This window comes from Bacillus sp. CCB-MMP212, from assembly GCF_022748145.1.
GTDB classification, from domain to species: domain Bacteria; phylum Bacillota; class Bacilli; order Bacillales; family Bacillaceae_G; genus Bacillus_A; species Bacillus_A cereus.
The window spans coordinates 22,445-48,450 of sequence record NZ_JALDQE010000013.1 but is presented as its reverse complement, the minus strand read 5'-3'; the positions used below and the strand labels follow the sequence as shown (position 1 = coordinate 48,450).

Below are 26,006 nucleotides of genomic sequence, written 5' to 3'. Positions count from 1 at the left end.
GGATTATGATGAAGAAAAAAATGTTAGTTGTATTAACAAGCGTAGAAAAATACCCAAATTTAAATAGGGCTACCGGACTTTGGCTCGGTGAAGCTGTACATTTCGCAAAAAAAGTAGAAGAAGCGGGTTACGAAGTTGATTACGTCAGTCCACAAGGCGGTTATACACCAATTGATCCACATAGTTTAGCAATGGCGGAGAGCATCGATTGGGAATGGTACCAAAAGAAAGAGTTTATGAATCGCCTCGGTTCTACAATGAAACCAAGTGAAGTGAATCCAGAAGACTACGCTGTTATTTATTACGCAGGTGGTCACGGGGTTATTTGGGACTTCCCAGAAAATAAAGAACTTCAAAATATTAGCCGCAATATTTATGAAAACGGCGGTATTGTTTCTTCCGTTTGTCATGGAGCTGCTGGTTTATTTCATATTACATTAAGTAATGGGGATCGTTTAATTAGCGGTAAGAAGATAACAGGCTTTTCAAATGAAGAAGAAAAATTAGCTGAATTAGATCAATTCGTTCCATTTTTAACAGAAGATGAACTCATTAAAAATGGAGGACTTTACGAAAAAGCTGCACAGCCTTGGGAAGCTTTTGCTCTAGAAGATAATCGTGTTATCACTGGTCAAAACCCAGCTTCAGGTGGTCCAGTAGCCGAATTAGTATTAAAACAGTTGCAAAAATAATATGTACTAAAAAAAGCAGATTTCCCTCTACTAAGGGAGATCTGCTTTTTTACGAAATCATTTGCAAAATAGCAATAACTTCTTTTTCAATTTCAGAATCATCAATTGCTTCTATATACTCTGGTTTAAAAAGTTGATACTTCTTTAATTGATAAAAATCAAGTATCGCTTTCTTTAAAGTAATATCGTACTGAATACAAAAAGAATGATCTATAATACGTCGTAACATCACATCATCTTGTACCATAAATAATTGCGCATTCATTTTATTAAAATAACCTTGTTCCATACCCGCTTCAAAAAACATTTGCAAATTATGATTACGATTTTGTTGTGCAGCGACTAATTGATCTGACAAATGCGGATATGCTTCTTTCAAATCTTGCAAAAAAACATCCGAAATATATGTCACACATTTTAAAGAGTGGATAAACGTCTTTTGGAAACGTTCTGCAAAAGACATGCTTTCATCTTGATTGTCCGCATCACCTTCGAGTAGATAATTCATAAAATCCTCTACTATCGCCTCAATAATTTCATCTTTCGAAGAAAAACGTTTATATAAAGTAGCTTTACTAATATCCATATATTTCGCAATTTCATCTATTTTCAATTGGCTAAAACTCGTCTTTCTAATAACGGGCTTTATTTTATTAATATAAGTATTTGCACATGCGACTTTTCTCATTTAAAAGAGCCTCCCCTTTTGTCCATACAAAATAGTATAGCAAATTCACGAATGATTATAAATGAAGTTATTATACTCATTATGCTTTTTTAGTTTATTACATTTTCATATACTATACATAAAGAACTAGAATCCATTATCACCAACTGGACAGTTACAAACCAATTTTGAGGGGGGAATTTTAGGATGAAAATACCCACTACCTTTGTTAGTAGCGGGTACTTTTTCTATAATTTATTTACAGCCCTTTTTATAGCCTTACCTATTTCCACGCTAGACTGTGGATTTTGCCCTGTAATTAAATGCCCATCTACTACCACATGCGGCGTAAAATTAGGCGCTACATAAAACAAAGCTCCTTCTTCTTTCAACTTACTTTCTAACAAAAACGGAACGCGCTTTTCTAAATGTACAGCTTTTTCTTCATCGTTTGTATAACCTGTTATACGCTTACCGGCAACAAAAAACGAGCCATCCTTATTTTTCACACCGACTAAGGAGCTTACTCCGTGACAAACAGCCGCTACAATCCGGTTATTCTTATACATATTCTCAATCAAATTTGCTACATATGGATTACCTGGAAAATCTACAATCGCCCCGTGCCCACCACCAAATAAAACCGCATCATAATCCGAAAAATGAACATTTGAAATCTGCCTCGTATTTTGCAATAAAGAAGCTACGTGCTTGAATTCACGAGGTATACCATTCGGAATAGACACTCTATCTATAGGTACTCTCCCGCCTTTTATTGACACAATATCAACATCAAACTTAGCCTTTTTAAATAAATGATAAGGAGCTGCGAGCTCTTCAAGCCACAAACCAGTCGGGTGTCCATTCATATCATGAGCACTTGTTGAAACTAACAGTATCCTTTTCAACTTATCCCCTCCTTATTACCTATTTATGTATGGAGTGTTCTTATCATTCATATAGCAAGTGAAGCAAACAAAAAAATAGCCGACTCTTTGTATAAAAGTCGGCTGCTTTCTTATAGTTCGAGCTCTCCCATACGAAGAAGCTCCACAACTGCTTGTGAACGTCCTTTAACCCCTAGCTTTTGCATTGCGTTTGAGATGTGGTTGCGAACTGTCTTTTCACTTATAAAAAGTTCACCTGCAATTTCCTTCGTTGTTTTATCTTGAACCAGTAATTCAAATACTTCTCTTTCTCTCTTTGTGAGTAAAGGTTTAGATTGATACGCTTTTTCCTTCAACTGGTATAACCCTCCTTGCTTAAGCCAGAGCTGTGTATGTGTAAGTTGGGTGTTTATTTAGTCAAGATATTGTATGAACGAAATGTGCAGGTGGTGAATGAAAATGGGCTTTATTTCCTATGTTATTTTAGACTTTTATACAGTGCGTACACTCTTTTTATCCACTTACTTTCCAACGCGCCATATTTGTTCTAGCAATATACTTACAACCGTACCTACAAATAAACCATTACCGAATATATATTGCATAACAGACGGCAAGGATTGGAGTGCTCCAGACGGCAAAAACATAACGCCGCTGCCAAATAATACTGCAACGCCTAAAATCGTTACATTCCTTTCACTCATCGGCACTTGTTTTATATTATTAAATCCAATTCCAATTAACTGTACGAACGAAGCCATTAAAACAGCCGATGCGACAGCAGATGGTAAAGATGCTAAGTAACGAATAATACTTGGAAAAAGAGACATTACGACTAGTAACGCACATGCCATTAAGAACGATCGTATATACTTTTGTTTTGTTAAACGTATAAATCCTGCCGTTGCTGGTAACGGAACGACACCTACAGTTGAAAATACAGAAGAGATGATATGTGAAATCCCCCCAACCCATGTTCCATCTTTCAACTGTTTTTGTTCAATAGTCGCTTTATGAATAGTTGCTTGATTAATTGCTATAATAGCTGCCACCGTATTCGAAACTAAAATACATACCATAACGAAACTTGACACAGCCATACCTGTATTCCATTTCGGAAGTCCCCAAGCAAATAGATGTGGAAGTTGCACAAAATGAGTTACTTGAGATGGGATTGTCACTTTTCCTGCAATGAGAAAAATAATCCACCCACTAATTAATCCTATTAAAACTGCATAACTTTTGACAAAGCCTTTTCCGAAATTAGATAGTATAATAACGAACAAAAATATACTAAACGCGATCATTGCTGTAAATCCGTCAATTTGAGAAATAGTAGCTGTAATCCCTAACATTCCTTTTAAAAATACACCACTTAATTGTAAACATAATAAAAGTAAAAACGTCCCTGTCACAAGCGGCGTAAATAAAAATAAAATACGTCCTATAAAACCAGTTACTCCTAATCCTATTAAAATAACACCGGAGATTATCATTCCTAATTCTAAAATTTGCAGTGTACTATGTAATTGATCCTGTCCGGCCGTTGCATAAGCAAGCACGGTAAATACACCAACCCAAGATCCAGCCGGCCCATCCGCAATTGGCAGTCTATGCCCAAGCCAGCCTTGTAAAAAAGAAGATATACCAACTACAAAAAACGTACGCTGCATTAAATAAAATATTTCTTCCGTCGTAAGATGAAATAATCCGCCAACGACAATTGGTAGTGCGATTGAATTTGCTAATAAAAATATAAACCATTGCAAAGTTCCCATAATATGATTTTGGTTATGTTGATTGTCCAAAATTTTCATCCCTTCTAGCTTTCCTATAAAAAATATACTGTAAGAATAAAAAAGAAGAGTTCTAGACTTACCATTAGAACCCCCCTCAAAATATTTAAACGATTCTTCTACACAAGATTATTTAATTCCACCTCATTTAAACTTCCAACAACAATATTTCCTTTATACACGACTAAACGTTTTTCTGTTTGACGCGCTACTGCTTCAGCAGCGCATGTCGCATTTGTCAAAACAAAACTCGCTTCATCCCCTACATTCGGCCATACTCGCTTCCCTTCATTATTTAACGTTTCTTTTCCTCCTGTAATAAAGCGAAGTGCTTTTCCTAAAGACCTTTCGTCACTCCACCCAAAACGCTCTGCTAATCGATTCGCCTTTTGAAGCATATCACCTGTTCCAAACGGTGACCAATGATCTGTAATACTATCATTTCCTAATGAAACCTTAACACCTTTTTTATCTAATAACGGAATTGGGATTACTTGTTTACCAATTGGTACCGTTGAAGTAATATCAATATTTACATTTGCGAGTCTTTCTGCCACTTCTTCAGCCTCTTTATCAGTAACACCACCAAGTCCAAGTGCATGACTAATTGTTACACGACCTTGCCATCCTGCTTCTTCTGTTAAACTTGCCAATCTCTTCATCGTAAATGTTCCAAGATTATTCGCATCATGCAAATGAATATCAACATCCGCATTAAATTCTACTGCGATATCCATAATTGTATGTAATGATTTTTCAATGTCATTATCCACTGTAGCTGGATCTACGCCTCCGACTAGATGAGCACCCATACGCATCGCATCTTTCACGAGTTGTACAGAATTACTGCGCAATAATCCATGTTGCGGAAACGCAACAATTCTACTAGACACTCGATTTTTATATGTTTCTAATGCCGCTAACGTCGCCTCCAAATTACCAAGCCCAATAATTGGATCAACATTACAATGCGTTCTAATATTCGTTGCACCATTTTGCAGTAGTAACTCTAGCATATTTTCCGCTCTATTTTGGGCAGTCGCTAATTGCTTTGGTAAAATTTTTTCTTCTTCATTAAAACGTGTAAAAATACTTTCTGCTGGCATACAAGCTTTCCAAGGACCACTATAATATGTCTTATCAATGTGAATATGCATCTCTTCGAAAGCGGGCAAAATTAATAAACGATTAGCATCAAGAATGAGTCCCCCTTCCTCTTGAACAGTCCCTGCTATAATTTTTTTAATTCGTCCCTCTTCAATAAGTAAACTACATAACTCTGTTTCTGTTTTTGAAATTCTCCCCTCTTCATATGTATACCCCGATTCAAGCGTTACATTAGTCAACCAATATACCGTCATCTCTATTTCCCCACCCTTTATTAAAAGTACCTCTTACTATAATTTTAATATCAACTGAAAATTAAGACAATTAATATGACTGTTCCCTAAAAAAATGTCATACAACCTCATAGTCTCCTCATAGATTTCCATATAGAATAGAAGTATAGAGTTTGCTATAAAAAGGAGTGTATTGGAAGATGTCAAAAAGATTATGTAAATCCGAAACTGATAAAATGCTATTTGGTATATGCGGTGGTTTAGGAGAATATTTTGATATTAGCTCTACTCTCATTCGCATACTTTGGGTCATTGCAGTTTTATGTTTTGGGACGGGGTTTTTAGTTTATTTTATTTGTTTATTACTTATGCCACGCTCTTACTAATAACATTCTTTCATATATTTGAGCATAGTGTATACAAAATCCCCTATAGATTTTTCTATAGGGGATTTTTTCATGAAGAATATTTCATCGTTAAATGTAATACCGCCACTTCTTCTTCTTCATTTTTATAAATATGCTTCTTATTCGCTTCAAATTGAATGGAATCAAACTCATTTAATTCATATACATCATTCTCCACTTGAATAGACACTTTCCCTTTCATTACCGTTACAAGCTCAATCGCACCTTCATGATGAGCTTCTGGTTCATATATACTATTTGATCGTAAACAAGCACGGTGCATTTCCATCCCTGTTTCTTTCGTATAACGGAACATCGTTTCTAAATGCCATGCTTGTCCTACATCTACTGCAAATCCTTCTCCACAGCGCGCAACGGCTACTGGTTCTCCAAAAACCATTAATCTAGATAAAGGAATTGATAACCCTTTCGTTATTTTCCAAATGACAGCTAGCGTCGGATTTGTTTCCCCTCTTTCGATCTTTCCTAATGTTAATTTACTAACTCCTGTTTTATGAGCTAATTCTTCTAAACTTAATTTCTGTTCATTTCGAATTTGTCTCAATAATTGTCCAACTTGTTGAATGACTTCTTTCGTTTGCATATCTTCATTTTCTTTCATATATAAAACCACCTCAAAGTATAAAATAGTTTACTTTTATTAAATTAAAGTATATCATACTATACATAATTATTTATTTTCGAAAGGAGTGCTATACTTCATGCGCGCAATTTTATTAGGTCTTTTATCATCGGCCTTTTTTTCTGCAACCTTTATTATTAATAGAGCAATGAATGTATCTGGAACGAGCTGGGCTTGGACAGCTTCCTTCCGTTTTTTATTTGCTCTCCCTATTTTATTCCTTATCGTTTTATTTCGCAAAAACTTTAGGGGATTATGGAAAGAGTTAAAAAAACATCCATTGGCGTGGATCGGATGGGGTTCTGTTGCCGGTATTGGTTTTTATTCTTTATTAAGTTTCGCAGCTGTCTTTTCTCCAGCTTGGCTCGTTGCTGGAACTTGGCAAGTTACGATTTTAGCTGGTTTACTACTATCACCACTATTTTTTGTGAAAATAGAAACAAAATCAGGTACGAAACTTGTACGTGGAAAAATTCCACTTCGTAGCTTATATGTTGCTTTATTTATTTTACTTGGTGTAATTTGTATGCAAGCAACTGCCGCAGGCCATATTACAATGACTCAGTTCATTTCAGGTTTTTTACCTGTCGTATTAGCCGCTTTCTTATATCCGTTCGGTAACCGAAAAATGATGGAGCTTGTTGGCGGACGCCTTGATACGTTCCAACGTGTATTAGGAATGGCAATTGGAAGTCTTCCTATAACAATTTTGCTTGGTGTATACGGATTTTCTACTACAGGTATTCCAACATCTAGCCAAATGCTTCAAGGATTTTTGTTAGCATTATGTTCCGGCGTTATTGCAACGATGACATTTTTCTTTGCTACTGACTTAGCAAAAGATAACCTGGCTTTACTTGGAGCTGTTGAAGCAACACAAGCTGGAACGATGGTCTTTACCGTACTTGGAGAAATTGTTTTCTTGAATGGTTCGTTTCCTGGCGGGCTTTCCCTACTTGGAATGATTATTATTATGTTAGGAATGGTTGCAAATAGTATTTTAAACCGATCTATTCCAGCCGTTAAACAGAAAAAATCAGCATAAAAAAAGAGTATGGTTCTATAGAGATGAACCATACTCTTTTTTATTGTCCCCCTATTTTGCCTTATCAGAATAGTATTTCATTGGCTGTTTATACTAAAACGTATGTTATAATACGTTTCATGCGCATTAATAGGAGGTAAATTATGTTAAAAAAAGCAATCGCTGAATTTATTGGTACCTTTGTACTTGTATTATTCGGAACTGGAGTAGCTGTCACTGGCGGCGGAATCGAAGGAATTGGAACATTAGGAATCGCTATGGCTTTCGGCTTATCTATTGTAGCTATGGCATATAGCATCGGAACAATTTCTGGATGTCACATTAACCCAGCAGTATCAGTAGCTATGTTCATCAACAAACGCATGAACGCTATGGAACTTTGTTATTATGTATTAGCTCAAATTTTAGGTGGTTTATTAGGAACTGCAACGTTAGTAACAATTTTAAAATCTGCTAAAACACCTTTAGATAATTTAGGACAAAATGGTTTCGGAACTCTTGGTTTATCTGGAGCATTTTTAGTTGAGTTCATTTTAACTTTCGTATTTATTTTAGTTATCGTCGCTGTAACAGGTAAAAAAGGAAGTTCTTCTTTAGCTGGACTAGTAATTGGTTTCACATTAGTTTTAATCCACTTATTAGGAATTCCGTTAACTGGAACATCTGTTAACCCAGCTCGTAGTATCGCACCAGCTTTATTTGTTGGTGGAGAAGCACTTTCTCAACTATGGGTATTCATCGTAGCACCAATTCTTGGTGGTATCTTCGCAGCTATCGTAGGTAAATTCATTTTAAATACCGAAAAATAGAATTTTCAATATTTCTGAATAAAAAAAGCGAGCCCTCATTATGAGGAAGCTCGCTTTTTTATTCTTTCATTTTAGACTTTAAATTTGTAACTAATTGATCTACCGTTACATTTGCAAGCACGTTTTCCATCGCTTCTTGCGCTTGCATTAAAATAATTTCTAATACTGATTGAATATTAGCTCCTACTGGACATTCAATGTTGGGATTTTCATGGAAGGAAAATAGCTGTCCTTCTTCTACAACTTCCACTGCTTTATATACATCAAGTAATGTAATTTCTTCTAAATCTCGAGCAAGTGTCGTACCACCTTTACCAGCTTGTACATCAACAAGTCCTGCTCTCTTCAACATTCCTGTAATGCGACGAATCACAACTGGATTTGTATTCACACTACCGGCAATCCATTCAGAGGTACAGCGAGAGTTTCGATCTATCGCAAGTAATGTCAGCATATGAACACCTACTGTAAAACGACTACTAATCCCCATCTGCACACCCTCCTTTTTATTCATTCTATTAAAAGACGACTCTTATTATTATATACTATTTTTAATTTATACATAAAGAAAAAGCATGATTTCAATAGGAAATCATGCTTTTCTCTCATTATTGACGCTTTATAAATTTCGCTAAATCTTTAAATTTCACTTTATCTGAGTAATTCATTACGCCATTTACGTAAATGCGGCTTGTAACAGCATTTAATATCGCAATTGTCGCCAATAAGACTGCTAATGTTATCGTAATTTCTAGCATACCTGCTTCACCAGCTACAATACGTGAGAAGGTAACCATCGGTGTAAAAAATGGAACGTAAGAACTTACAACAACGATAGTACTATTCGGATCACTTAATGATTTAATACTAATGAAGAATGCAGCCATAATTAAAATCATTACCGGGAAAGATACAGCTTGTAAATCCTCCGTCTTAGACACGACAGCTCCAGCAGCAGCATACATCATTGCATAAAGTAAATATCCCGTAATGAAATAAACAAGAAACATGCTTACAACCTTTGCATCTAATTTCGTAAAGTCAATTGGAATACCAAATAGTGAGGCACTTTCTAAATCGACCCAACCTAACAAATATGGAATAAGATAACCACACGCCAATATGACAAGTTGCAATAAAGCCGTTGAAACAACCGCTAAAATTTTCGCATACATCATCGTAAGAGGTTTCACTTTCGGAAGCATTACTTCCATTACACGTGACGCCTTCTCAGATGCAATATTCATTGCGATTGTATTTCCGAACGCTACAATAAACATATATAAAGCAAATGTAAAGAAATAGGCAATTCCGAAAGAAGATGTACGATCTTTTATCGCTTCTTGCTTTACTTGAATTTCTGTTTGTAATTGCTGTGCAATTTCTGGTGAAACATTATTTTTGGCAATTGTCACCATCGTATATTGTTGCTTTAAATATCCTGCCATAATTGCAGAAGTTGCTTGGCTTGGAAATCCATTATACATATATGTAATCGATGGAGCCCCCCCCTTTTCCGTCACATGGAATAGACCATCTAAATCGCCTTCTTCTACTTGCTTATGCAGTTTATCAAAATCATCCTTTGAACCAAGTGTTATTTTTGCTGATGGCAATAGCTTATTTAGCTCATCTTTTTGTACTTTATATGTGGAACTCTCTACTACAACTGCAATTTTATCTTTATCCTTATTTTTATCATCGCCTGAAGTAAAATGATTAAATGCAAAAATCCCAAACACAACTAAAAATAAAATCGCGCTCGTAATTAATGATTTTTTAGATAAAAATGCTTCCCTAAAATAAAATGAAAATACGTGAGAAAATTTACGCATCGTTATTTCGCCCTCTCTACAAAGATTTCATTTAACGTCGGCTCTAACATTTTAAATTGTCGTAAGCTAACACCTTGCTCTTGCAACTGTTGCAAAATCTTGAGAGCTTCCGCATCGTCTTGTACTTTCACATAAAGAAGGCCTTGTTGTTTTTCATACGATACATGTATAGCTTCTAATCCCTTTTCATTCTCTACTGTATCTTCAATCGTTAAATTACGGAAACCGTATTCTTTCTTAATATCACTTAGCTGTCCTTTTACGACTGCTTCACCTTTTTTCAAAATACATACATGTTGGCAAAAAGCCTCTACTTGTTCCATACGATGACTTGATAAAATAATCGTCTTTCCGCTCTGTACTTGTTCTTCAATAATACTAGCTAACATCCCGGCGTTAACTGGATCAAGGCCGCTGAATGGTTCATCTAAAATGAGAAGTTCCGGATTATGAAGAAGAGCAGCAATTAATTGGATTTTTTGCTGATTCCCTTTTGAAAGCTCTCCAGCCGTTTTAAATTTATATTCTGGTATCGCTAAACGCTCTAACCAATGATCAATAGCTTGATCTACTTCTTTCTTCGACATTCCTTCTAATCTACCAAAATATCGCAACTGATCTATTACTCTACTTTTTGTATATAAACCTCTTTCTTCTGGTAAATACCCAATTGTTACGCCACTATCCCCAAATGCTTTTCCATCCCACGTAATCGTACCTTCATTAGGCGTTAATAATCCGAGAAGCATTTTGATTGTTGTTGTTTTCCCTGCACCATTTCGTCCAAGTAATCCTAGTACTTCACCTTTTGGTAACGAAATTTGCAAACCGTTAACTGCTTTTGATTCCCCAAATTGTTTCGTTAAGTTTTGAATTTGTAAACTCAAAGTATAAAGCCTCCCCTTTAGTATCATTCGTACTCTCTTTCAAAGACTATGTTTATTCAAGAAAAAATATAGCACTACACTTCATCCTCTTATATGTAAACACCGTCATTAATCCATCATTTGTTCTATTTAGGTGAACTACCCACCACTTAGTATCTCTTACGAGCTTACCGGAAGTGAGGGCTTCTCGGTTTATCGCTACTTTTGATAGCTAACGAATTTATCCTATGACAGCCGAGCTAACTCCCTTGTTCCAAAGGTTGTTTTGTTACGATTTATGCCAGCGCTAATAAGCGTATGGCTTCTTTTTTGATATTAATCGCTGCGTTATAATCACGGCCGATTGTGAGTCCACACGAACATGCATACGTGCGTTCACATAATGGCATTTCCTTTTTATTTCCACAACGACTACACATCTTTGTAGAAGGAAACCATTTATCTATCTTTACAAGTTGTTTTCCTTGTTCTTGTAGCTTATATGCTAAAAATGCCGTGAACATCCGCCAACCGTTGTCCGCTACACTTTTACCAAAGCGTAGTGCTCGTGACATCCCTTTCATATGTAAGTCTTCGATTGCTACAACGTCAAAATTCGCAGCTAATTCTTTAGACTTGTGATGAAGGAAATTCTTACGTTGATTGGCGACCTTTTCATGCAACTTCGCTACACGAATGCGTTGTTTATTCCAGCGCTCTGAATCTTTTACACGTCTTGCCAATACTCGTTGCGCTTTTGCTAATCTATCTAACATCTGACGATAAAAGCGAGGATAATTGGCTTTCTCATCTTCGCTACTCACGTATAATTCAGCCATTGCGAAGTCTAATCCAACTACACGTTCTACTTCTTTTGGAGTGATTTCTTTTTCATATTCGGTCAAAATAGACACGTAATACTTACCAGTTGGTGTCATGGAAATCGTGCACGATTTGATGATATGGTTTTGCGGTATCTCTCTATGTTGCTTCAGTTTCACCATTTTCAATTTTGGTAATTTGATATAACCATGAAATAACATAATATTTTCGTTTACTCGATTCGTTGTATAGGATTTTCTACTCTTTTTACTTTTGGATGTAGGAAAATCACTTTGACCACTAAAAAAATTCTTATAAGCAGCTTGCAAGTTTAATTGAGCGTTGGCCAATGCCAATGAATCAACTTCTTTCAACCATTCATACTCCACTTTGTATTTTGCAGGCGTAGGAAATTTTTGCTTCTTCAGTTCTTCCTTATTCGCCTTGTGTTTTTCATATACTTCCTTTCTTTCAGCCAGCATTTTATTATATACAAAGCGTACACACCCGAACGTTTTACGTATAAGATGTGCTTGTTCTTCTGTGGGATACATACGAAACTTGTACGCCTTATTCTGCTTTGTCATATCCATTCACCTCACTTTTCGCTTTATTTCCCATAAGCTATGACGGTGATTCCACGACTTGAACACTACATGATTATTATCTACCTTCATCGTTATACCAAACTTTACCTCTTATAAGACTGATTATATCAGGGGCGAAATAAATAGGAAAACCAAATGTTTGGCTACGCCAAACCGAAATTCATCTCCCACCTACCACTAGACTATCGTCTTACACACGCCCTGGGAAGGAGTCGTCTTTCGGATAATACGTTAAAACTATCAAAATAATCCCATCACTTTGTTCATCTTTCTAATATAGGACATACTACTACATATACAAAAGACAATATGCAAATGTTCATATAAAAATATTATATTTTAATATATAATATAAAATGATTTTCTAACATCAAGGAGGATACATATGAAGATGAAGAGGGGCATTACCACTTTATTATCTGTAGCGGTTCTATCTACATCACTTGTAGCATGTTCAGGAACACCAGAGAAAACAGTGGCAAAAGAAGAGAAAGTAAAATTAACAGAACAACAATTAATGGCTGATTTATGGTATCAAACAGCCGGTGAAACGAAAGCACTTTACTACCAAGGGTACAACATTGGTCAATTAAAGCTTGATGCAATTCTTGCAAAAGGGACAGAGAAAAAACCTGCTATCGTACTTGATTTAGACGAAACTGTTTTAGATAACAGTCCTCATCAAGCAATGAGCGTAAAAACAGGCAAAGGCTATCCTTACAAATGGGATGATTGGATTAATAAAGCTGAGGCTGAAGCCCTTCCAGGCGCAATTGATTTCTTAAAATATACAGAGTCTAAAGGTGTAGATATTTACTACATCTCAAATCGTAAAACGAACCAACTAGATGCAACAATTAAAAATCTTGAGCGTGTAGGTGCTCCTCAAGCAACGAAAGAACATATATTACTACAAGATCCGAAAGAAAAAGGAAAAGAAAAACGCCGTGAACTCGTTTCTCAAACCCATGATATTGTCTTATTCTTCGGTGATAACTTATCTGATTTCACAGGTTTTGATGGAAAATCTGTAAAAGATCGTAACCAAACAGTAGAAGATTCAAAAGCACAATTTGGTGAGAAATTCATTATTTTCCCGAATCCAATGTATGGCGATTGGGAAGGCGCTTTATATGATTATGATTTCAAAAAATCAGATGCAGAAAAAGATAAAATCCGTCGCGACAACTTAAAATCATTTGAAGTAAAATAAAAGAGGATGGCATTCGCCATCCTCTTTTATTTTACTTTCTCTGTTAAAGGCAAGATAAACACTTCCACACGTCTATTCTTTGCCTTTCCTTCTTGTGTATCGTTTGGAGCAATTGAACGGTATTCTCCGTATCCAATCGCACTAAATTTTTCTGGTTGTAATTCTTTATTTTGCAGTAATACTTGCATAAAATTAACTGCCCGCTGCGTACTTAATTCCCAATTCGACGCAAACTGCGCATTGGCAATAGGGACATTATCCGTATGACCCGATACTGTAATTTCACGAGGTGACGCTGAAACAAGTAAGCTAGACATCTCTTTCGCAATCCCTAAAGATTCTAATTTCACATCTGCTTTCCCCGAATCAAACAGTATATTTTCTAATATTGTCACCATTAATCCCTTTTCAGTTAATTTAGTTTGAAAAGAAGAGGATAATTGTTTTTCATTAATATATTGATCAATCTTTTTTTGTAATGCTTTCAATTCATCCATCTCTTTTTTTTCTTTAGCTCTAGCTTCTTCTTGTTTTTTTGCTTGTTCTGCCTCAAGGCTACTTGCTGATAATTCTTTTTCCTCATTTGGCTTTTGATCACTTAAAAATTCTTTGTTACCTGTTCCCCCAGCTAATTCACTTCGAAAAGCAACTGCCATCTGTTTAAACTTCGCAGCATCTATACTACTCATTGCGAATAAAACGATAAACAATGCAAATAACAACGTTAACATATCAGAATATGGAATTAACCACGTTTCATCGATATGCTCATCATGTTTTTTCTTTTTGCCTCTTCTATTTTTCTTACTCCGCATTTTTTTCTGCTCCTTTTTCTAGCTTTTTACGCTCAGTTGCAGAAAGTGCACCTAAAATGCGGTTCTTCATAATAAACGGATATGTACCTTCTTGTAACATTAATAAACAATCAATGATTAAACGTTTTTTCTCAATTTCAGCTGAAGATTTTTGCTTTAACTTATTTGCAAATGGATGCCATAATACATAACCTGAAAAAATACCAAAAATCGTTGCAATAAACGCACCCGAAATAGCATGACCTAACTTTTCAATATCAGTTAAGTTACCAAGCGCAGCTACAAGACCGATAACAGCACCTAAAACTCCTAATGTCGGTGCATACGTACCAGCTTGTGAAAAAATAGCAGCTCCCTTTGCATGTCTTTCTTCAATTGCCTCTAATTCAGATTCCAAAATCTGCTCTAAATCTTCTGCGGATACGCCATCAATCACAAATTTCATACCGCGCAAAAGAAATTCATCTTGAATTTTGTCTAATTGTTGCTCTAAAGACAAAATACCGTATTTTCTACTTTCAGATGTCCAATGAACAAATAATTCTAGCAACTGTTCATAACTTAAATCCTTTTTATTTGAACCAAAAAGAACTTTAAATAGTTTTGGAACCCTTTTTAGTTGATTCATCGGAAATGCAATACATACTGCAGCAAATGTACCGATAAAAATAATTAATGCTGCGGCAGGATTTAATAAGGCTGTTACGTCAGCGCCCTTGACGACCATCCCTACTACCACTGCTAAAAATCCTAAAACAAGTCCAATAATTGTTGCAAAATCCATTCCCATTCACTCCTAGTCTATACAAGAAGTTCTTTATTCTCGATAATCGCTACATCTTCTTATGTATATATATTACATAAAAAATGCAATTCATGAAAGATAAGAAATGAATTATATAAAAAAATACTACAAATTCACACATTTTCTGACATTTTCTTTGCATTTCTATTACGTTATGACTCTTATATTCCTTTTCCAACAAACTAGACTTATAATAAAAAAACGATACACATTTTATTAAGAAGGGACTGTGATTACAAGGCATTATGAAAAAGATAATAATTATTTCTGCCACTACTATTGTAATCGGTATCACATCTTTCACTTACTTTGGTTCTAAATCACCACTACATAATGAAGCGAAAGCTGTCGAAAGTCAAAAACATACTAACCACCCAAAAGAAGAGATTCCTGCTTTTCCAAAAGCTGATCATAATGCAAAGAAAATAGACAATGACTTTTCAGTTGTAACAAATCCAAAATCTAATCTTGTCTTAATTAATAAACATCGAAAACTACCAGATGGATACATTCCTGAAGACTTAACGAGACCAAACGTACCATTTTCTAGTCCAAAAGATAAAGAAAAAACATTGCTACGTAAAGATGCTGCGGAGGCACTTGAAAACATGTTCAAAGCTGCGAAAAAAGAAGGGCTTGATCTTACAGCTGTATCTGGTTATCGTTCATACAAACGCCAAAAATCGTTGCATGATACATACGTTAGACGTCAAGGAAAAGCTGAGGCTAATTCAGTAAGCGCAATTCCTGGTACGAGTGAACACCAAACGGGTTTAGCAATGGATATTAGTTCAAAAACAGCTAAATTTCAATTAGAGCCTATTTTCGGGGAGACAGCAGAAGGAAAATGGGTCGCGGAACACGCTCATGAATTCGGCTTTGTCATTCGTTACTTAGAAGATAAAACAGATACAACAGAATATGCATATGAACCATGGCACTTACGCTACGTTGGTAATCCATACGCTACATACCTATATAAACATCACTTAACATTAGAAGAAGCGATGGAAGACAAAAAATAAGAGAGCAAATTGCTCTCTTATTTTTCTTTCACTCTATCATTGTAGTAATTTCTTCTTCCATTCTTCAGGCCATGGTTCGCCTCTTCCTGTTTTTTTCGACGCTTGAACCATCATTCCACGACCTACTAAACAAACCTCTCCTTCTGCATTCTTCACCATATAATGTAGATCTAAAGAAGAGTTCCCAACCGATCCTGCCTTTACATACACCTTCAACTGTTCATCAAAATATATTTGCTTAATAAAATTACATTGTAAATCCGCAACAACGATCATCGTTTCTGATGATGCATGTGTCCACTCTTGCATAAATCCAAGTTCTTTAAACAACCCGATACGAGCTTCTTCAAAATAAGTAAAAGCAACGACATTATTTACATGTCCAAACATATCTACTTCACCAAAACGAACCTTTACAGGATTGTAAAATGAAAAACCACTTTCCCATTTCTCGAAGTCTTCAATATAAGAAATTCTCTTCAACGCTATCTCCCCTTCCTACCAAAAAAAAACAGAATAAACTGAAAAATGAAGTTATAAATATTGCCCCTTCAAGATGAAGAGGCAATATTTATTAATAGTTATTATCGCTACCAAAGAAATCTTTGAACGATTGAATTGTTGTATCACGGTTTAATGCCGCAATTGAAGTTGTTAAAGGAATACCCTTCGGACATGATTGCACACAGTTTTGAGAGTTACCACAGTTTGCTAGTCCTCCATCTCCCATAATTGCACGTAAGCGATCTGCTTTATGCATTTCACCCGTTGGATGTGAGTTGAATAAACGAGCTTGTGATAACGGCGCTGGTCCAATAAAGTCAGACTTACTGTTTACGTTTGGACATGATTCTAAGCAAACACCACATGTCATACATTTTGAAAGCTCATAAGCCCATTGACGCTTTTTCTCAGGCATTCTTGGTCCTGGACCTAAGTCATACGTACCATCAATTGGAATCCAAGCTTTAACGCGTTTTAGAGCATTAAACATGCGACTGCGGTCAACTTGTAAATCACGTACAACTGGGAATGTCTTCATCGGCTTTAAGCGAATTGGCTGTTCTAATTGGTCAATAAGAGCCGTACATGATTGACGTGGCTTTCCGTTAATAACCATCGAACATGCACCGCATACTTCCTCTAAGCAGTTCATATCCCATGCGATCGGAGTTGTTTGGTTTCCTTTTGAATCAACAGGATTACGACGAATTTCCATAAGCGCCGAAATAATATTCATATTAGGACGATATGGAATTTCAAACTCTTGGTCAAACTCTTGTGCATCTGGTCCATCTTGTCTCGTAATGATGAGGCGGATTGTTTTCTCAGACATGTTGTTTATCCCCCTTCTCTTCACCCTTAGCAGCTACATCATGTTTTGAAGAATAATCACGTTTACGTGGTTTAATTAATGAAACATCAACGTCTTCGTAATGGAATGCTGGTGCATTTCCTTCTCCTTCAAATTTTGCCATAGTAGTTTTTAAGAAGTTTGCATCATCACGATTTGGGAATTCAGGTTTGTAATGCGCCCCGCGGCTCTCATTACGGTTATATGCGCCAATTGTAATAACACGTGCTAACTCAAACATATTTGCAAGTTGACGTGTAAATGAAGCACCTTGGTTACTCCATCTCGCTGTATCGTTAATGTTAATACGTTTGTAACGATCCATTAACTCTTCAATTTTCGCATCTGTTTCTAATAACTTTTTATTTTCACGAACTACTGTAACGTTATCTGTCATCCATTCTCCAAGCTCTTTATGAAGAACATATGCATTTTCATTACCATCCATCGTTAAAATATTGTTAAATTTCTCTGTTTCGATTAATTCATTTTGCTCATATACAGTAGATGAAACAGCATCTGATGATTTAGAAAGACCTTTCATATATTCAATTGCGTTTGGCCCTGCTACCATACCACCGTAAATTGCTGATAATAGTGAGTTTGCACCAAGGCGGTTACCACCGTGCATAGAATAATCACACTCACCTGCTGCAAATAAACCTGGAATACTCGTCATTTGCTTATAGTCAACCCATAGTCCACCCATTGAATAGTGAACAGCTGGGAAGATTTTCATTGGTAGTTTACGAGGATCATCCCCTGTAAATTTCTCATAGATTTCAATAATTCCACCAAGTTTAATATCTAGTTCTTTCGGATCTTTATGAGAAAGATCTAAGTACACCATGTTTTCACCGTTAATACCTAGTTTTTGCTCTACGCAAACATCAAAGATTTCACGCGTTGCGATATCACGAGGTACAAGGTTTCCGTAAGCCGGATATTTTTCTTCTAAGAAGTACCATGGTTTACCATCTTTATATGTCCAAACACGTCCACCTTCACCACGTGCAGATTCACTCATAAGACGTAATTTATCGTCTCCAGGAATTGCCGTTGGGTGAATTTGAATGAACTCACCATTTGCATAATATGCACCTTGTTGATATACAGCAGAAGCTGCTGTGCCTGTATTAATAATGGAGTTTGTTGATTTTCCGAAAATGATACCAGGGCCCCCTGTTGCCATAATCACGGCATCAGCTCCGAAACTTTTAATCTCCATAGTTTGTAAGTCTTGTGCAACGATTCCTCGGCACACACCTTCATCATCAACAACAGCTCGTAAGAAATCCCAGCCTTCATATTTCGTTACAAGTCCTGCTACTTCGTGACGACGTACTTGCTCATCTAATGCGTAAAGTAATTGCTGTCCAGTTGTTGCACCAGCAAATGCTGTACGGTGATGTTGCGTTCCACCAAATCGACGGAAATCAAGAAGTCCTTCTTCCGTACGGTTGAACATAACACCCATACGGTCCATTAAATGAATGATACCAGGTGCTGCTTCACACATTGCTTTAACTGGTGGTTGGTTCGCTAAGAAGTCCCCACCATAAATTGTATCGTCAAAGTGGATCCATGGAGAATCCCCTTCACCTTTCGTATTTACGGCACCGTTAATTCCGCCCTGAGCACATACAGAATGTGAACGTTTTACTGGTACTAAAGAAAACAGTTCAACATTTACTCCTGCTTCTGCCGCTTTAATCGTTGCCATTAAGCCAGCCAAGCCACCGCCGACTACTATAAGTTTCCCTTTCATGCTCTCCCACTCCTTACTGATTTGCTAGCTGTGGATCGATGAACGCTAATAATGCACTCACACCTACATAAGATAGACCTAAGAAAATAGCTAATGTTACATAAGTAGAGATTCTTTGTGAACGTGGAGATACTGTAATTCCCCAGCTGATGCAGAATGTCCATAGTCCATTTGCAAAGTGGAAAATTGTTGAAACAACACCAACTAAGTAGAATGCAAACATAGCTGGATTGTTTAAAATATCTGCCATCATATCATAGTTTACCTCTTTACCTAACATTGCTTGAATACGAGTTTCCCAGACGTGCCAAGAAATGAAAATCAGCGTAACGATACCTGAAATTCTTTGGAAAACGAACATCCAGTTACGGAAATAACCGTAAGAAACCGCATTGTTCTTAGCTGTAAATGCAATATATAAGCCATATATAGCATGGTACAGTATCGGTAAAAAGATGATGAAAATTTCTAGCGCATACCGGAATGGAAGGAGCTCCATAAAGCCTGCAGCTTTGTTAAAAGCCTCTGCTCCTCTTGTTGCAAAGTTGTTTACAATTAGATGTTGCGTCAAAAAGACACCAACCGGGATGACCCCCATTAATGAGTGCCACTTACGAAACGTATACTCGCGGCCTTTCATGTCCCCATTACCCCCTTGAATGTTTGACTGCTGTTTTCAGATTAATTTATAACAATAATGTTTTTTCACTATTGGCATAAGAAAAACTGAAAAAATTATTCGAAATATTTCAGCATAATTTGATAACAAGTTCATTTTACCCCTATTTTTGTCGAAGCGTCAAGAAAACGTATACATAATTTGCATATAATTTGGCAATTCTTTTTTTCTTCTTAGATATTCAGATTTCCCTAAAGAAAAATCTGTTTTTATAAATGAAAAATGTTATATAATAATCCCTATAGAAAGAGGGGAATATTGTGAGTAAAAATACAATCGATATAACATCTTTAGAAGATGTTTCATTGAACGCCTTCGCTTATGAATTGCTACGTGAAGAATTACTACCTGATTTAATCGGCAACGATTTAGATGGTATTTTATACTGGTCTGGTAGAAACCTTGCAAGAAAATATCCGCTAGAAACAATTGAAGAAGTCATTCAGTTCTTTGAAAAAGCTGGCTGGGGCACTTTAAGCATTATTGAACATAAGCGTCGTGAAATGCAGTTCCAACTTAAAGGCACACTCATTGCAGAACGTCAAAAACAAAAACGACATTCTTCTTATCAACTAGAAGCTGGATTCATCGCTGAACAAATTCAAAAGCAACGGAACGTCGTTGCAGAGTCATACGAAGAAAAGAAAAAACGTTCTGACTCTATTACATTTCTTGTAAAATGGGATATAAAAGATCTCATTGAAGTGTAAGCATTACCTACAGTCAACTAGACATATCAGTTTAGTTGACTTTTTTGTATTTTCATTTAGATTCATTTATTTTAAATCTTCAGAAATTATACCAAAAAACAGAAGACGTTGTAAACTACAACGTCTTCTTATCTGTTAAATACGTATAAATCGTCTCCGCGACATTTTTCGGCATACCCGCTTCGACAAATTCCTCTATAGAAGCTTCTTTCATCTTCTTTAATGAACCAAAATGTTTTAACAATACCTTTTTCCGTTTATCACCTATTCCTGGAATGTCATCCAATGCTGATTGAATGACAGATTTCCCATGTAATTGACGATGGAATGTAATCGCAAATCGATGCACCTCATCTTGAATACGCTGCAATAAATAAAATTCTTGGCTATTTCTCTCAAGCATCACAGGTTCCGGTGGGTCCCCAATAATTAAATGGGAGGTTTTATGTTTATCATCTTTCACAAGACCTGCCATCGGAATATATAATCCGAGCTCATTCTCTAGAATATCACTTGCAGCCGCTAGATGGCCTTTTCCTCCATCAATAATAATCAAATCAGGTAAAGGTGAATTTTCTTTAAGGGCCCTTGTATAACGGCGCCTCACAACTTCTCTCATAGACTCATAATCGTCTGGTCCTTGAACCGTTTTAATTTTATATTTTCGATACTCTTTCTTCGCCGGTTTCCCATCGATAAAAGCAATCATTGCAGAAACAGGATTTGTTCCTTGAATATTTGAGTTATCAAACGCTTCAATACGATACGGCGTTTCAATCCCAAGCTGCTTCCCTAAATGATCTACTGCTTTAATCGTTCGTTCTTCATCACGTTCAATTAAGTAAAACTTCTCTTCAAGAGCAATTTTCGCGTTTTTATTTGCTAATTCTACAAGGTCTTTTTTCTTACCACGTTTCGGCTGTGTCGCTTCTACTTCTAAAAAGCGCTCTACTAATTCCGAGTCTATACTTCCTGGAACGACAATTTCCTTCGGCTTAAAATGACTACTGTTTTCATAAAATTGGCCGATAAACGTTAAAAAGCCCTCTTCTGGTTCATCGTAAATTGGAAACATAGAAACATCACGTTCAATTAGCTTTCCTTTTCGAACGAAGAAAACTTGAACACACATCCATCCTTTATCCACTGCATATCCAAACACATCACGATCCACTAAGTCACTCATAATCATCTTTTGTTTTTCCATAATCGCATCAATATGAGCAATTTGATCACGCAACTCTTTTGCACGTTCAAACTCTAGTTTCTCTGAGGCCTCATACATTTTTACTTCTAATTCTGAACGAACTTCTTTATGTCCACCATTTAAAAACTTAATAATTTCATCTACAATTTCTTTATTTTGTTCTTCCGTCACTTCTTTCACACACGGCGCTAAGCATTGACCCATATGATAATACAAACAAACTTTATCTGGCATATTCGTACATTTCCGAAGTGGATACATATGATCTAGCAGTTTTTTCGTTTCATGAGCAGATTGTGCATTTGGATAAGGACCAAAATACTTTCCTTTATCCTTTTTTACATTTCGAGTAATGAGTAAGCGCGGTTGCTTCTCCGCCGTAATTTTAATAAAAGGATATGTTTTATCATCTTTTAATTGAATATTATATTTCGGATCATATTTTTTAATTAGATTTAACTCTAAAATAAGTGCTTCTAAATTCGAAGAGGTTACGATATATTCAAAATCAACAATTTCTCCTACAAGCCGCAGTGTTTTCCCATCATGTGAACCAGTAAAGTACGAGCGCACACGATTTTTAAGCACTTTTGCCTTTCCAACATATATAACCGTTCCTTGCTTATCTTTCATCAAATAACAACCAGGTTGATCTGGTAAAATAGCCAACTTCTCTTTCAAATGTTCGTGCACTCGTCTCCCTCCATTTCTACATACTTAGCATTTTTATTTTCCCTTGAAAACATACTATGCTCAAACACCCAACATACGTTCTTTTATTGTAACGGAAAGACTGTAAAAAAGAAAATAAAAAAAGCTACCAACTGGTAGCTTTTTTATTTTAGAAATGTTTAGAAACTAATTCTACTAACGCTTCTTTCGGTTTGTAACCTAACGTTTGATCAACTACTTTACCGTCTTTTAATACGAAAAGAGCTGGAATGCTCATTACTTCGAATTGACGAGCAGTTTCTTGGTTCTCATCAACATCTACTTTTACTACTTTTACTTTTTCGCCTAGTTCTGCATCGATTTCCTCTAATACAGGAGCGATCATTTTACAAGGTCCACACCAAGGTGCCCAGAAATCTAATAATACAACACCTTCGCTAGTTTCAGCTGCGAAGCTTTGGTCATTTGCGTTTACAATTGCCATTTTATTTCCTCCTTCAAGTATATTCTACCAAGAGTATATCATTAACTTATATACGTGGCGAATAATATGTATCGTTATGTATTGTAACAAAAAAATGTTCCTTTATACTATATAAAAATATGGATTAAATACTAAAAAGATGAGAGACAGGGGATCTCTCACCTTTTTCTATATATAGGGGTACTTCACTTGGAACTCAAGGGTACTTAAATCATGAATGTACTTTTAACTTTTTAAACTCTTCTGTTAAAAGAGGTACAACTTCGAACAAGTCACCAACAATACCGTAGTCAGCTACTTTGAAGATACTTGCTTCTGGATCTTTATTAATCGCAACGATTATTTTTGAGTTAGACATACCTGCTAAATGCTGAATCGCACCAGAAATACCACATGCAATGTATAAGTCTGGCGTAACAACTTTACCAGTTTGACCAATTTGTAATGAGTACTCACAGTATTCAGCGTCACAAGCACCACGAGATGCCCCAACAGCGCCGCCTAGTACGTCAGCTAACTCTTTTAATGGTTTAAATCCTTCTTCACTCTTCACACCGCGTCCGCCAGCGATAATAACTTTCGCTTCAGAAAGATCCACACCTTCTGCTGTTTTACGGACAACATCTTGAATAATTGTACGTAAATCTTTCACATCAACTGTAATAGAAGATACGTCACCGCTGCGAGACTCATCTTTTTCCAGAGTTGCAATGTTATTTGGACGCACTGTCGCAAATAAGATGCCGTCTGTTACAATCTTCTTCTCGAATGCTTTACCAGAGTAAATTGGACGAGTGAAGATAACATTTCCACCTTCAACCTCTAAAGCAGTTACGTCAGAAACTAAACCAGCTTCAAGCTTCGCTGCTAATTTTGGTGATAAATCTTTACCAAGTGCCGTATGTCCAAAGACAATACCTTCTGGATTTTCTTCAGCATGTACAGCTAAAAACGCTTGTGCATAACCATCAGATGTATATGATTTTAATTTATCATTTTCAACTGTCACAACGCGATCTGCACCGTAATGAATCAATTCATTTGCAAAAGAGGCAACGCTGTCTCCAATTAGAAGACCTACTACTTCACCGCCTTCTGCAATTGTTTTTGCTGCTGCTACCGCTTCAAACGAAACGTTACGTAGCGATCCATCACGAACTTCACCCATTACTAATACTTTACGAGCCATAGATTTTCCCTCCTGCATATATAATTTCGTATTTTATTAGATTACTTTCGCTTCTGTATGGAGCAACGATACAAGTTCTTTTACTTGATCTTGCAGCTCGCCTTGTAACACTTTTCCTGCATCTTTCTTAGGAGGCAAATAGATTTCAATTGTTTTTGTCTTTGCTTCCACATCATCTTCTTCTAAATCTAAATCATCTAATTCTAATTCTTCTAGTGGCTTTTTCTTCGCTTTCATAATACCTGGAAGCGATGGGTAACGAGGTTCATTTAAACCTTGCTGTGCTGTTACTAAAACTGGTAATGCAGTTGCAATCACTTCTGTATCACCTTCAACATCACGCTCAATCTTCACATTTGTACCGTCAATTTCAAGTTTTGTAATTGTCGTTACATATGGAATATTTAACGCTTCAGCTACGCGTGGCCCTACTTGTCCAGATGCACCATCAATTGCAACGTTTCCGCCTAAAATTAAATCTGCATCTTTATCTTTTAAATACTCAGCAAGTACTTTTGCTGTCGTGAACTGGTCACCATTTTCTACATCATCTTCAATATTAATTAATACCGCTTTATCACAGCCCATTGCTAATGCAGTACGAAGTTCTTTCTCACTATCTTCGCCACCGACTGTTACAACTGTAACTTCTCCACCTTGTGCATCTCTTACTTGAATTGCTTCTTCAATTGCATATTCATCGTAAGGGTTGATGATGAATTCCGCTTCGCCATCGTAAATTGCACCGTTTTTAATTACGATTTTTTCTTCTGTATCAAATGTTCGTTTCATGAGTACGTAGATGTTCATTCCATTTACCCCCTTGTTTTTCAGAAAGATTCTATCAATTTTAATTTTCTGTTAATTTATATTAAAAAATAATTGAACTACCTGCCACTAAATGAAGGTTTACGCTTTTCTAAAAATGCTGCTACACCTTCTCTTCCATCTTCACTCGTAAATACTTCACCAAAAATTTGTGATTCACGTTGTACACCTTCATAGTAATGAGACGATTTTGTCGTTTGCAATAACTCTAGTACAGCACGAGTTGTTGCTGGACTTTTTCCAGCAATTTGTTTTGCAACTTTAAGCGTATCATCTAAAAATGATTCTTCAGAGAACAATCCGTTAACAAGTCCCCACTTTAATGCTTCTGCACCAGTAATTGGTGTACTTGTTAACATCATTTCACAAGCTTTCGCTTTCCCAACATAACGTGGTAAGCGCTGTGTACCTGCAAAGCCAGGAATTAATCCAAGTGTTAATTCAGGTAAACCAAGTTTTGCACTTTCAGTTGCAAAGCGCATGTGGCAAGACATAGCAAACTCAAGGCCGCCGCCCAGTGCCGCTCCATGAATTGCCGCAATAACTGGTTTTGAACATTTTTCAACACACTCAAACGTAACTTGTCCAAGCTGTGCTAATTCTGTTGCTTGCTTCGCTTCAGTAACAGATGTAAATTCTTTAATATCTGCTCCTGCTGAGAAGAAACGTCCTTCACCGTGAATAACAACAACACGAATGTTATCATCCTTTTCCACTTGATCAATTAATTCAGTAACGTCATGCATAACTTGTGAAGACATCGCATTCGCTGGTGCGTGATTTAACGTCGCCACCGCGATATGATCTTCAACTCTTACAGATAGGAATTTCAACATGATC

28 protein-coding genes are annotated in these 26,006 nt (G+C 36.3%); 7 read left to right on the top strand and 21 right to left on the bottom strand.

What is annotated here, in order from left to right:
* The first annotated feature begins 8 nt into the window (after positions 1-8).
* Entirely contained in the window at positions 9-692 is a 684-nt protein-coding gene (locus MRP26_RS26265; protein WP_197242790.1) for a type 1 glutamine amidotransferase domain-containing protein, read from the top strand.
* 49 nt (positions 693-741) lie between these two features.
* On the opposite strand, the gene MRP26_RS26260 is transcribed toward MRP26_RS26265, so the two are convergent.
* From MRP26_RS26260 to MRP26_RS26240, 5 genes are all read right to left on the bottom strand, one after another.
* Complete coding sequence (locus MRP26_RS26260; protein ID WP_001233012.1) at positions 742-1,380, bottom strand: TetR/AcrR family transcriptional regulator; 639 nt, start codon at positions 1,378-1,380, stop codon at positions 742-744.
* Between the two features lie 227 nt (positions 1,381-1,607).
* On the bottom strand, positions 1,608-2,228 hold the full coding sequence (locus tag MRP26_RS26255) for a type 1 glutamine amidotransferase domain-containing protein (protein WP_197242926.1): 621 nt from the start codon (positions 2,226-2,228) through the stop codon (positions 1,608-1,610).
* Between the two features lie 149 nt (positions 2,229-2,377).
* Positions 2,378-2,602, bottom strand: coding sequence for a spore germination transcription factor GerE (gene gerE / locus MRP26_RS26250; RefSeq protein WP_000659484.1), 225 nt, complete (start codon positions 2,600-2,602; stop codon positions 2,378-2,380).
* 165 nt (positions 2,603-2,767) lie between these two features.
* On the bottom strand, positions 2,768-4,063 hold the full coding sequence (locus MRP26_RS26245; protein ID WP_197242792.1) for a purine/pyrimidine permease: 1,296 nt from the start codon (positions 4,061-4,063) through the stop codon (positions 2,768-2,770).
* A 98-nt stretch (positions 4,064-4,161) separates the two neighbouring features.
* Positions 4,162-5,403 carry an amidohydrolase family protein gene (locus MRP26_RS26240; RefSeq protein ID WP_197242793.1) on the bottom strand — a complete coding sequence of 414 codons (1,242 nt, stop codon included), beginning with the start codon at positions 5,401-5,403 and terminating at the stop codon, positions 4,162-4,164.
* 179 nt (positions 5,404-5,582) lie between these two features.
* On the opposite strand from MRP26_RS26240, the gene MRP26_RS26235 reads away from it, so the two are divergent.
* A complete protein-coding gene (locus MRP26_RS26235) occupies positions 5,583-5,768 on the top strand; it encodes a PspC domain-containing protein (protein ID WP_000044337.1) in 186 nt (61 codons plus the stop codon).
* A 70-nt stretch (positions 5,769-5,838) separates the two neighbouring features.
* Here MRP26_RS26235 and MRP26_RS26230 read toward each other — a convergent pair whose 3' ends face one another.
* Positions 5,839-6,411, bottom strand: a complete 573-nt coding sequence (locus MRP26_RS26230; RefSeq protein WP_000661921.1) for a helix-turn-helix domain-containing protein — start codon at positions 6,409-6,411, stop codon at positions 5,839-5,841.
* A gap of 100 nt (positions 6,412-6,511) precedes the next feature.
* Between MRP26_RS26230 and MRP26_RS26225 the strand changes: the two genes are divergently transcribed.
* On the top strand, positions 6,512-7,477 hold the full coding sequence (locus tag MRP26_RS26225) for a DMT family transporter (protein ID WP_001201639.1): 966 nt from the start codon (positions 6,512-6,514) through the stop codon (positions 7,475-7,477).
* 143 nt (positions 7,478-7,620) lie between these two features.
* Positions 7,621-8,286, top strand: a complete 666-nt coding sequence (locus MRP26_RS26220) for an aquaporin (protein WP_000913213.1) — start codon at positions 7,621-7,623, stop codon at positions 8,284-8,286.
* Positions 8,287-8,344: 58 nt separating this feature from the next.
* On the opposite strand, the gene MRP26_RS26215 is transcribed toward MRP26_RS26220, so the two are convergent.
* From MRP26_RS26215 to MRP26_RS26200, 4 genes are all read right to left on the bottom strand, one after another.
* Positions 8,345-8,776 (bottom strand): Rrf2 family transcriptional regulator, encoded by a 432-nt coding sequence (locus tag MRP26_RS26215; RefSeq protein ID WP_000512998.1) that lies wholly within the window; start codon positions 8,774-8,776, stop codon positions 8,345-8,347.
* A 118-nt stretch (positions 8,777-8,894) separates the two neighbouring features.
* Positions 8,895-10,121, bottom strand: coding sequence for an ABC transporter permease (locus MRP26_RS26210; protein ID WP_001224987.1), 1,227 nt, complete (start codon positions 10,119-10,121; stop codon positions 8,895-8,897).
* 2 nt (positions 10,122-10,123) lie between these two features.
* The gene (locus tag MRP26_RS26205) at positions 10,124-11,008 is read right to left on the bottom strand and encodes an ABC transporter ATP-binding protein (protein ID WP_000058130.1); all 885 of its coding nucleotides are present in this window, start codon (positions 11,006-11,008) and stop codon (positions 10,124-10,126) included.
* A 275-nt stretch (positions 11,009-11,283) separates the two neighbouring features.
* The gene (locus MRP26_RS26200; RefSeq protein ID WP_197242794.1) at positions 11,284-12,396 is read right to left on the bottom strand and encodes an RNA-guided endonuclease TnpB family protein; all 1,113 of its coding nucleotides are present in this window, start codon (positions 12,394-12,396) and stop codon (positions 11,284-11,286) included.
* A 406-nt stretch (positions 12,397-12,802) separates the two neighbouring features.
* Here MRP26_RS26200 and MRP26_RS26195 point away from each other — a divergent pair, with 406 nt between their 5' ends.
* Complete coding sequence (locus MRP26_RS26195; RefSeq protein ID WP_088024425.1) at positions 12,803-13,630, top strand: 5'-nucleotidase, lipoprotein e(P4) family; 828 nt, start codon at positions 12,803-12,805, stop codon at positions 13,628-13,630.
* Positions 13,631-13,656: 26 nt separating this feature from the next.
* On the opposite strand, the gene motB is transcribed toward MRP26_RS26195, so the two are convergent.
* On the bottom strand, positions 13,657-14,445 hold the full coding sequence (gene motB, locus MRP26_RS26190; protein WP_001256741.1) for a flagellar motor protein MotB: 789 nt from the start codon (positions 14,443-14,445) through the stop codon (positions 13,657-13,659).
* Complete coding sequence (gene motA / locus MRP26_RS26185; RefSeq protein WP_000344862.1) at positions 14,435-15,229, bottom strand: flagellar motor stator protein MotA; 795 nt, start codon at positions 15,227-15,229, stop codon at positions 14,435-14,437. Before motA ends, motB begins: the two co-directional genes overlap by 11 nt.
* A 266-nt stretch (positions 15,230-15,495) precedes the next feature.
* Here motA and MRP26_RS26180 point away from each other — a divergent pair, with 266 nt between their 5' ends.
* Positions 15,496-16,275 carry a M15 family metallopeptidase gene (locus MRP26_RS26180; protein WP_053563591.1) on the top strand — a complete coding sequence of 260 codons (780 nt, stop codon included), beginning with the start codon at positions 15,496-15,498 and terminating at the stop codon, positions 16,273-16,275.
* A 36-nt stretch (positions 16,276-16,311) separates the two neighbouring features.
* On the opposite strand, the gene MRP26_RS26175 is transcribed toward MRP26_RS26180, so the two are convergent.
* The 4 genes from MRP26_RS26175 to sdhC form a co-directional block, all read right to left on the bottom strand.
* The gene (locus MRP26_RS26175; RefSeq protein ID WP_098680149.1) at positions 16,312-16,758 is read right to left on the bottom strand and encodes an acyl-CoA thioesterase; all 447 of its coding nucleotides are present in this window, start codon (positions 16,756-16,758) and stop codon (positions 16,312-16,314) included.
* A gap of 91 nt (positions 16,759-16,849) precedes the next feature.
* Positions 16,850-17,611 (bottom strand): succinate dehydrogenase iron-sulfur subunit, encoded by a 762-nt coding sequence (sdhB, locus tag MRP26_RS26170; protein ID WP_001291830.1) that lies wholly within the window; start codon positions 17,609-17,611, stop codon positions 16,850-16,852.
* Positions 17,604-19,397 (bottom strand): succinate dehydrogenase flavoprotein subunit, encoded by a 1,794-nt coding sequence (sdhA, locus tag MRP26_RS26165; RefSeq protein WP_000676743.1) that lies wholly within the window; start codon positions 19,395-19,397, stop codon positions 17,604-17,606. The genes sdhB and sdhA overlap by 8 nt, the downstream gene beginning before the upstream one ends.
* Before the next feature lie 13 nt (positions 19,398-19,410).
* Complete coding sequence (gene sdhC / locus MRP26_RS26160) at positions 19,411-20,037, bottom strand: succinate dehydrogenase cytochrome B558 (RefSeq protein WP_000678354.1); 627 nt, start codon at positions 20,035-20,037, stop codon at positions 19,411-19,413.
* 299 nt (positions 20,038-20,336) lie between these two features.
* Between sdhC and MRP26_RS26155 the strand changes: the two genes are divergently transcribed.
* On the top strand, positions 20,337-20,786 hold the full coding sequence (locus tag MRP26_RS26155) for a YslB family protein (RefSeq protein ID WP_000042214.1): 450 nt from the start codon (positions 20,337-20,339) through the stop codon (positions 20,784-20,786).
* A 115-nt stretch (positions 20,787-20,901) separates the two neighbouring features.
* On the opposite strand, the gene uvrC is transcribed toward MRP26_RS26155, so the two are convergent.
* From uvrC to MRP26_RS26130, 5 genes are all read right to left on the bottom strand, one after another.
* Positions 20,902-22,686: an excinuclease ABC subunit C gene (gene uvrC, locus MRP26_RS26150; RefSeq protein ID WP_242807069.1), complete on the bottom strand. Its 1,785-nt coding sequence runs from the start codon at positions 22,684-22,686 to the stop codon at positions 20,902-20,904.
* A gap of 148 nt (positions 22,687-22,834) precedes the next feature.
* Complete coding sequence (gene trxA, locus MRP26_RS26145; protein ID WP_001018944.1) at positions 22,835-23,149, bottom strand: thioredoxin; 315 nt, start codon at positions 23,147-23,149, stop codon at positions 22,835-22,837.
* 211 nt (positions 23,150-23,360) lie between these two features.
* Positions 23,361-24,338: an electron transfer flavoprotein subunit alpha gene (gene etfA / locus MRP26_RS26140; protein ID WP_000101946.1), complete on the bottom strand. Its 978-nt coding sequence runs from the start codon at positions 24,336-24,338 to the stop codon at positions 23,361-23,363.
* Positions 24,339-24,374: 36 nt separating this feature from the next.
* Positions 24,375-25,148 (bottom strand): electron transfer flavoprotein subunit beta, encoded by a 774-nt coding sequence (gene etfB, locus MRP26_RS26135; RefSeq protein WP_063245278.1) that lies wholly within the window; start codon positions 25,146-25,148, stop codon positions 24,375-24,377.
* Positions 25,149-25,225: 77 nt separating this feature from the next.
* A complete protein-coding gene (locus MRP26_RS26130) occupies positions 25,226-26,002 on the bottom strand; it encodes an enoyl-CoA hydratase (RefSeq protein WP_197242796.1) in 777 nt (258 codons plus the stop codon).
* Between the last annotated feature and the right edge of the window lie 4 nt (positions 26,003-26,006).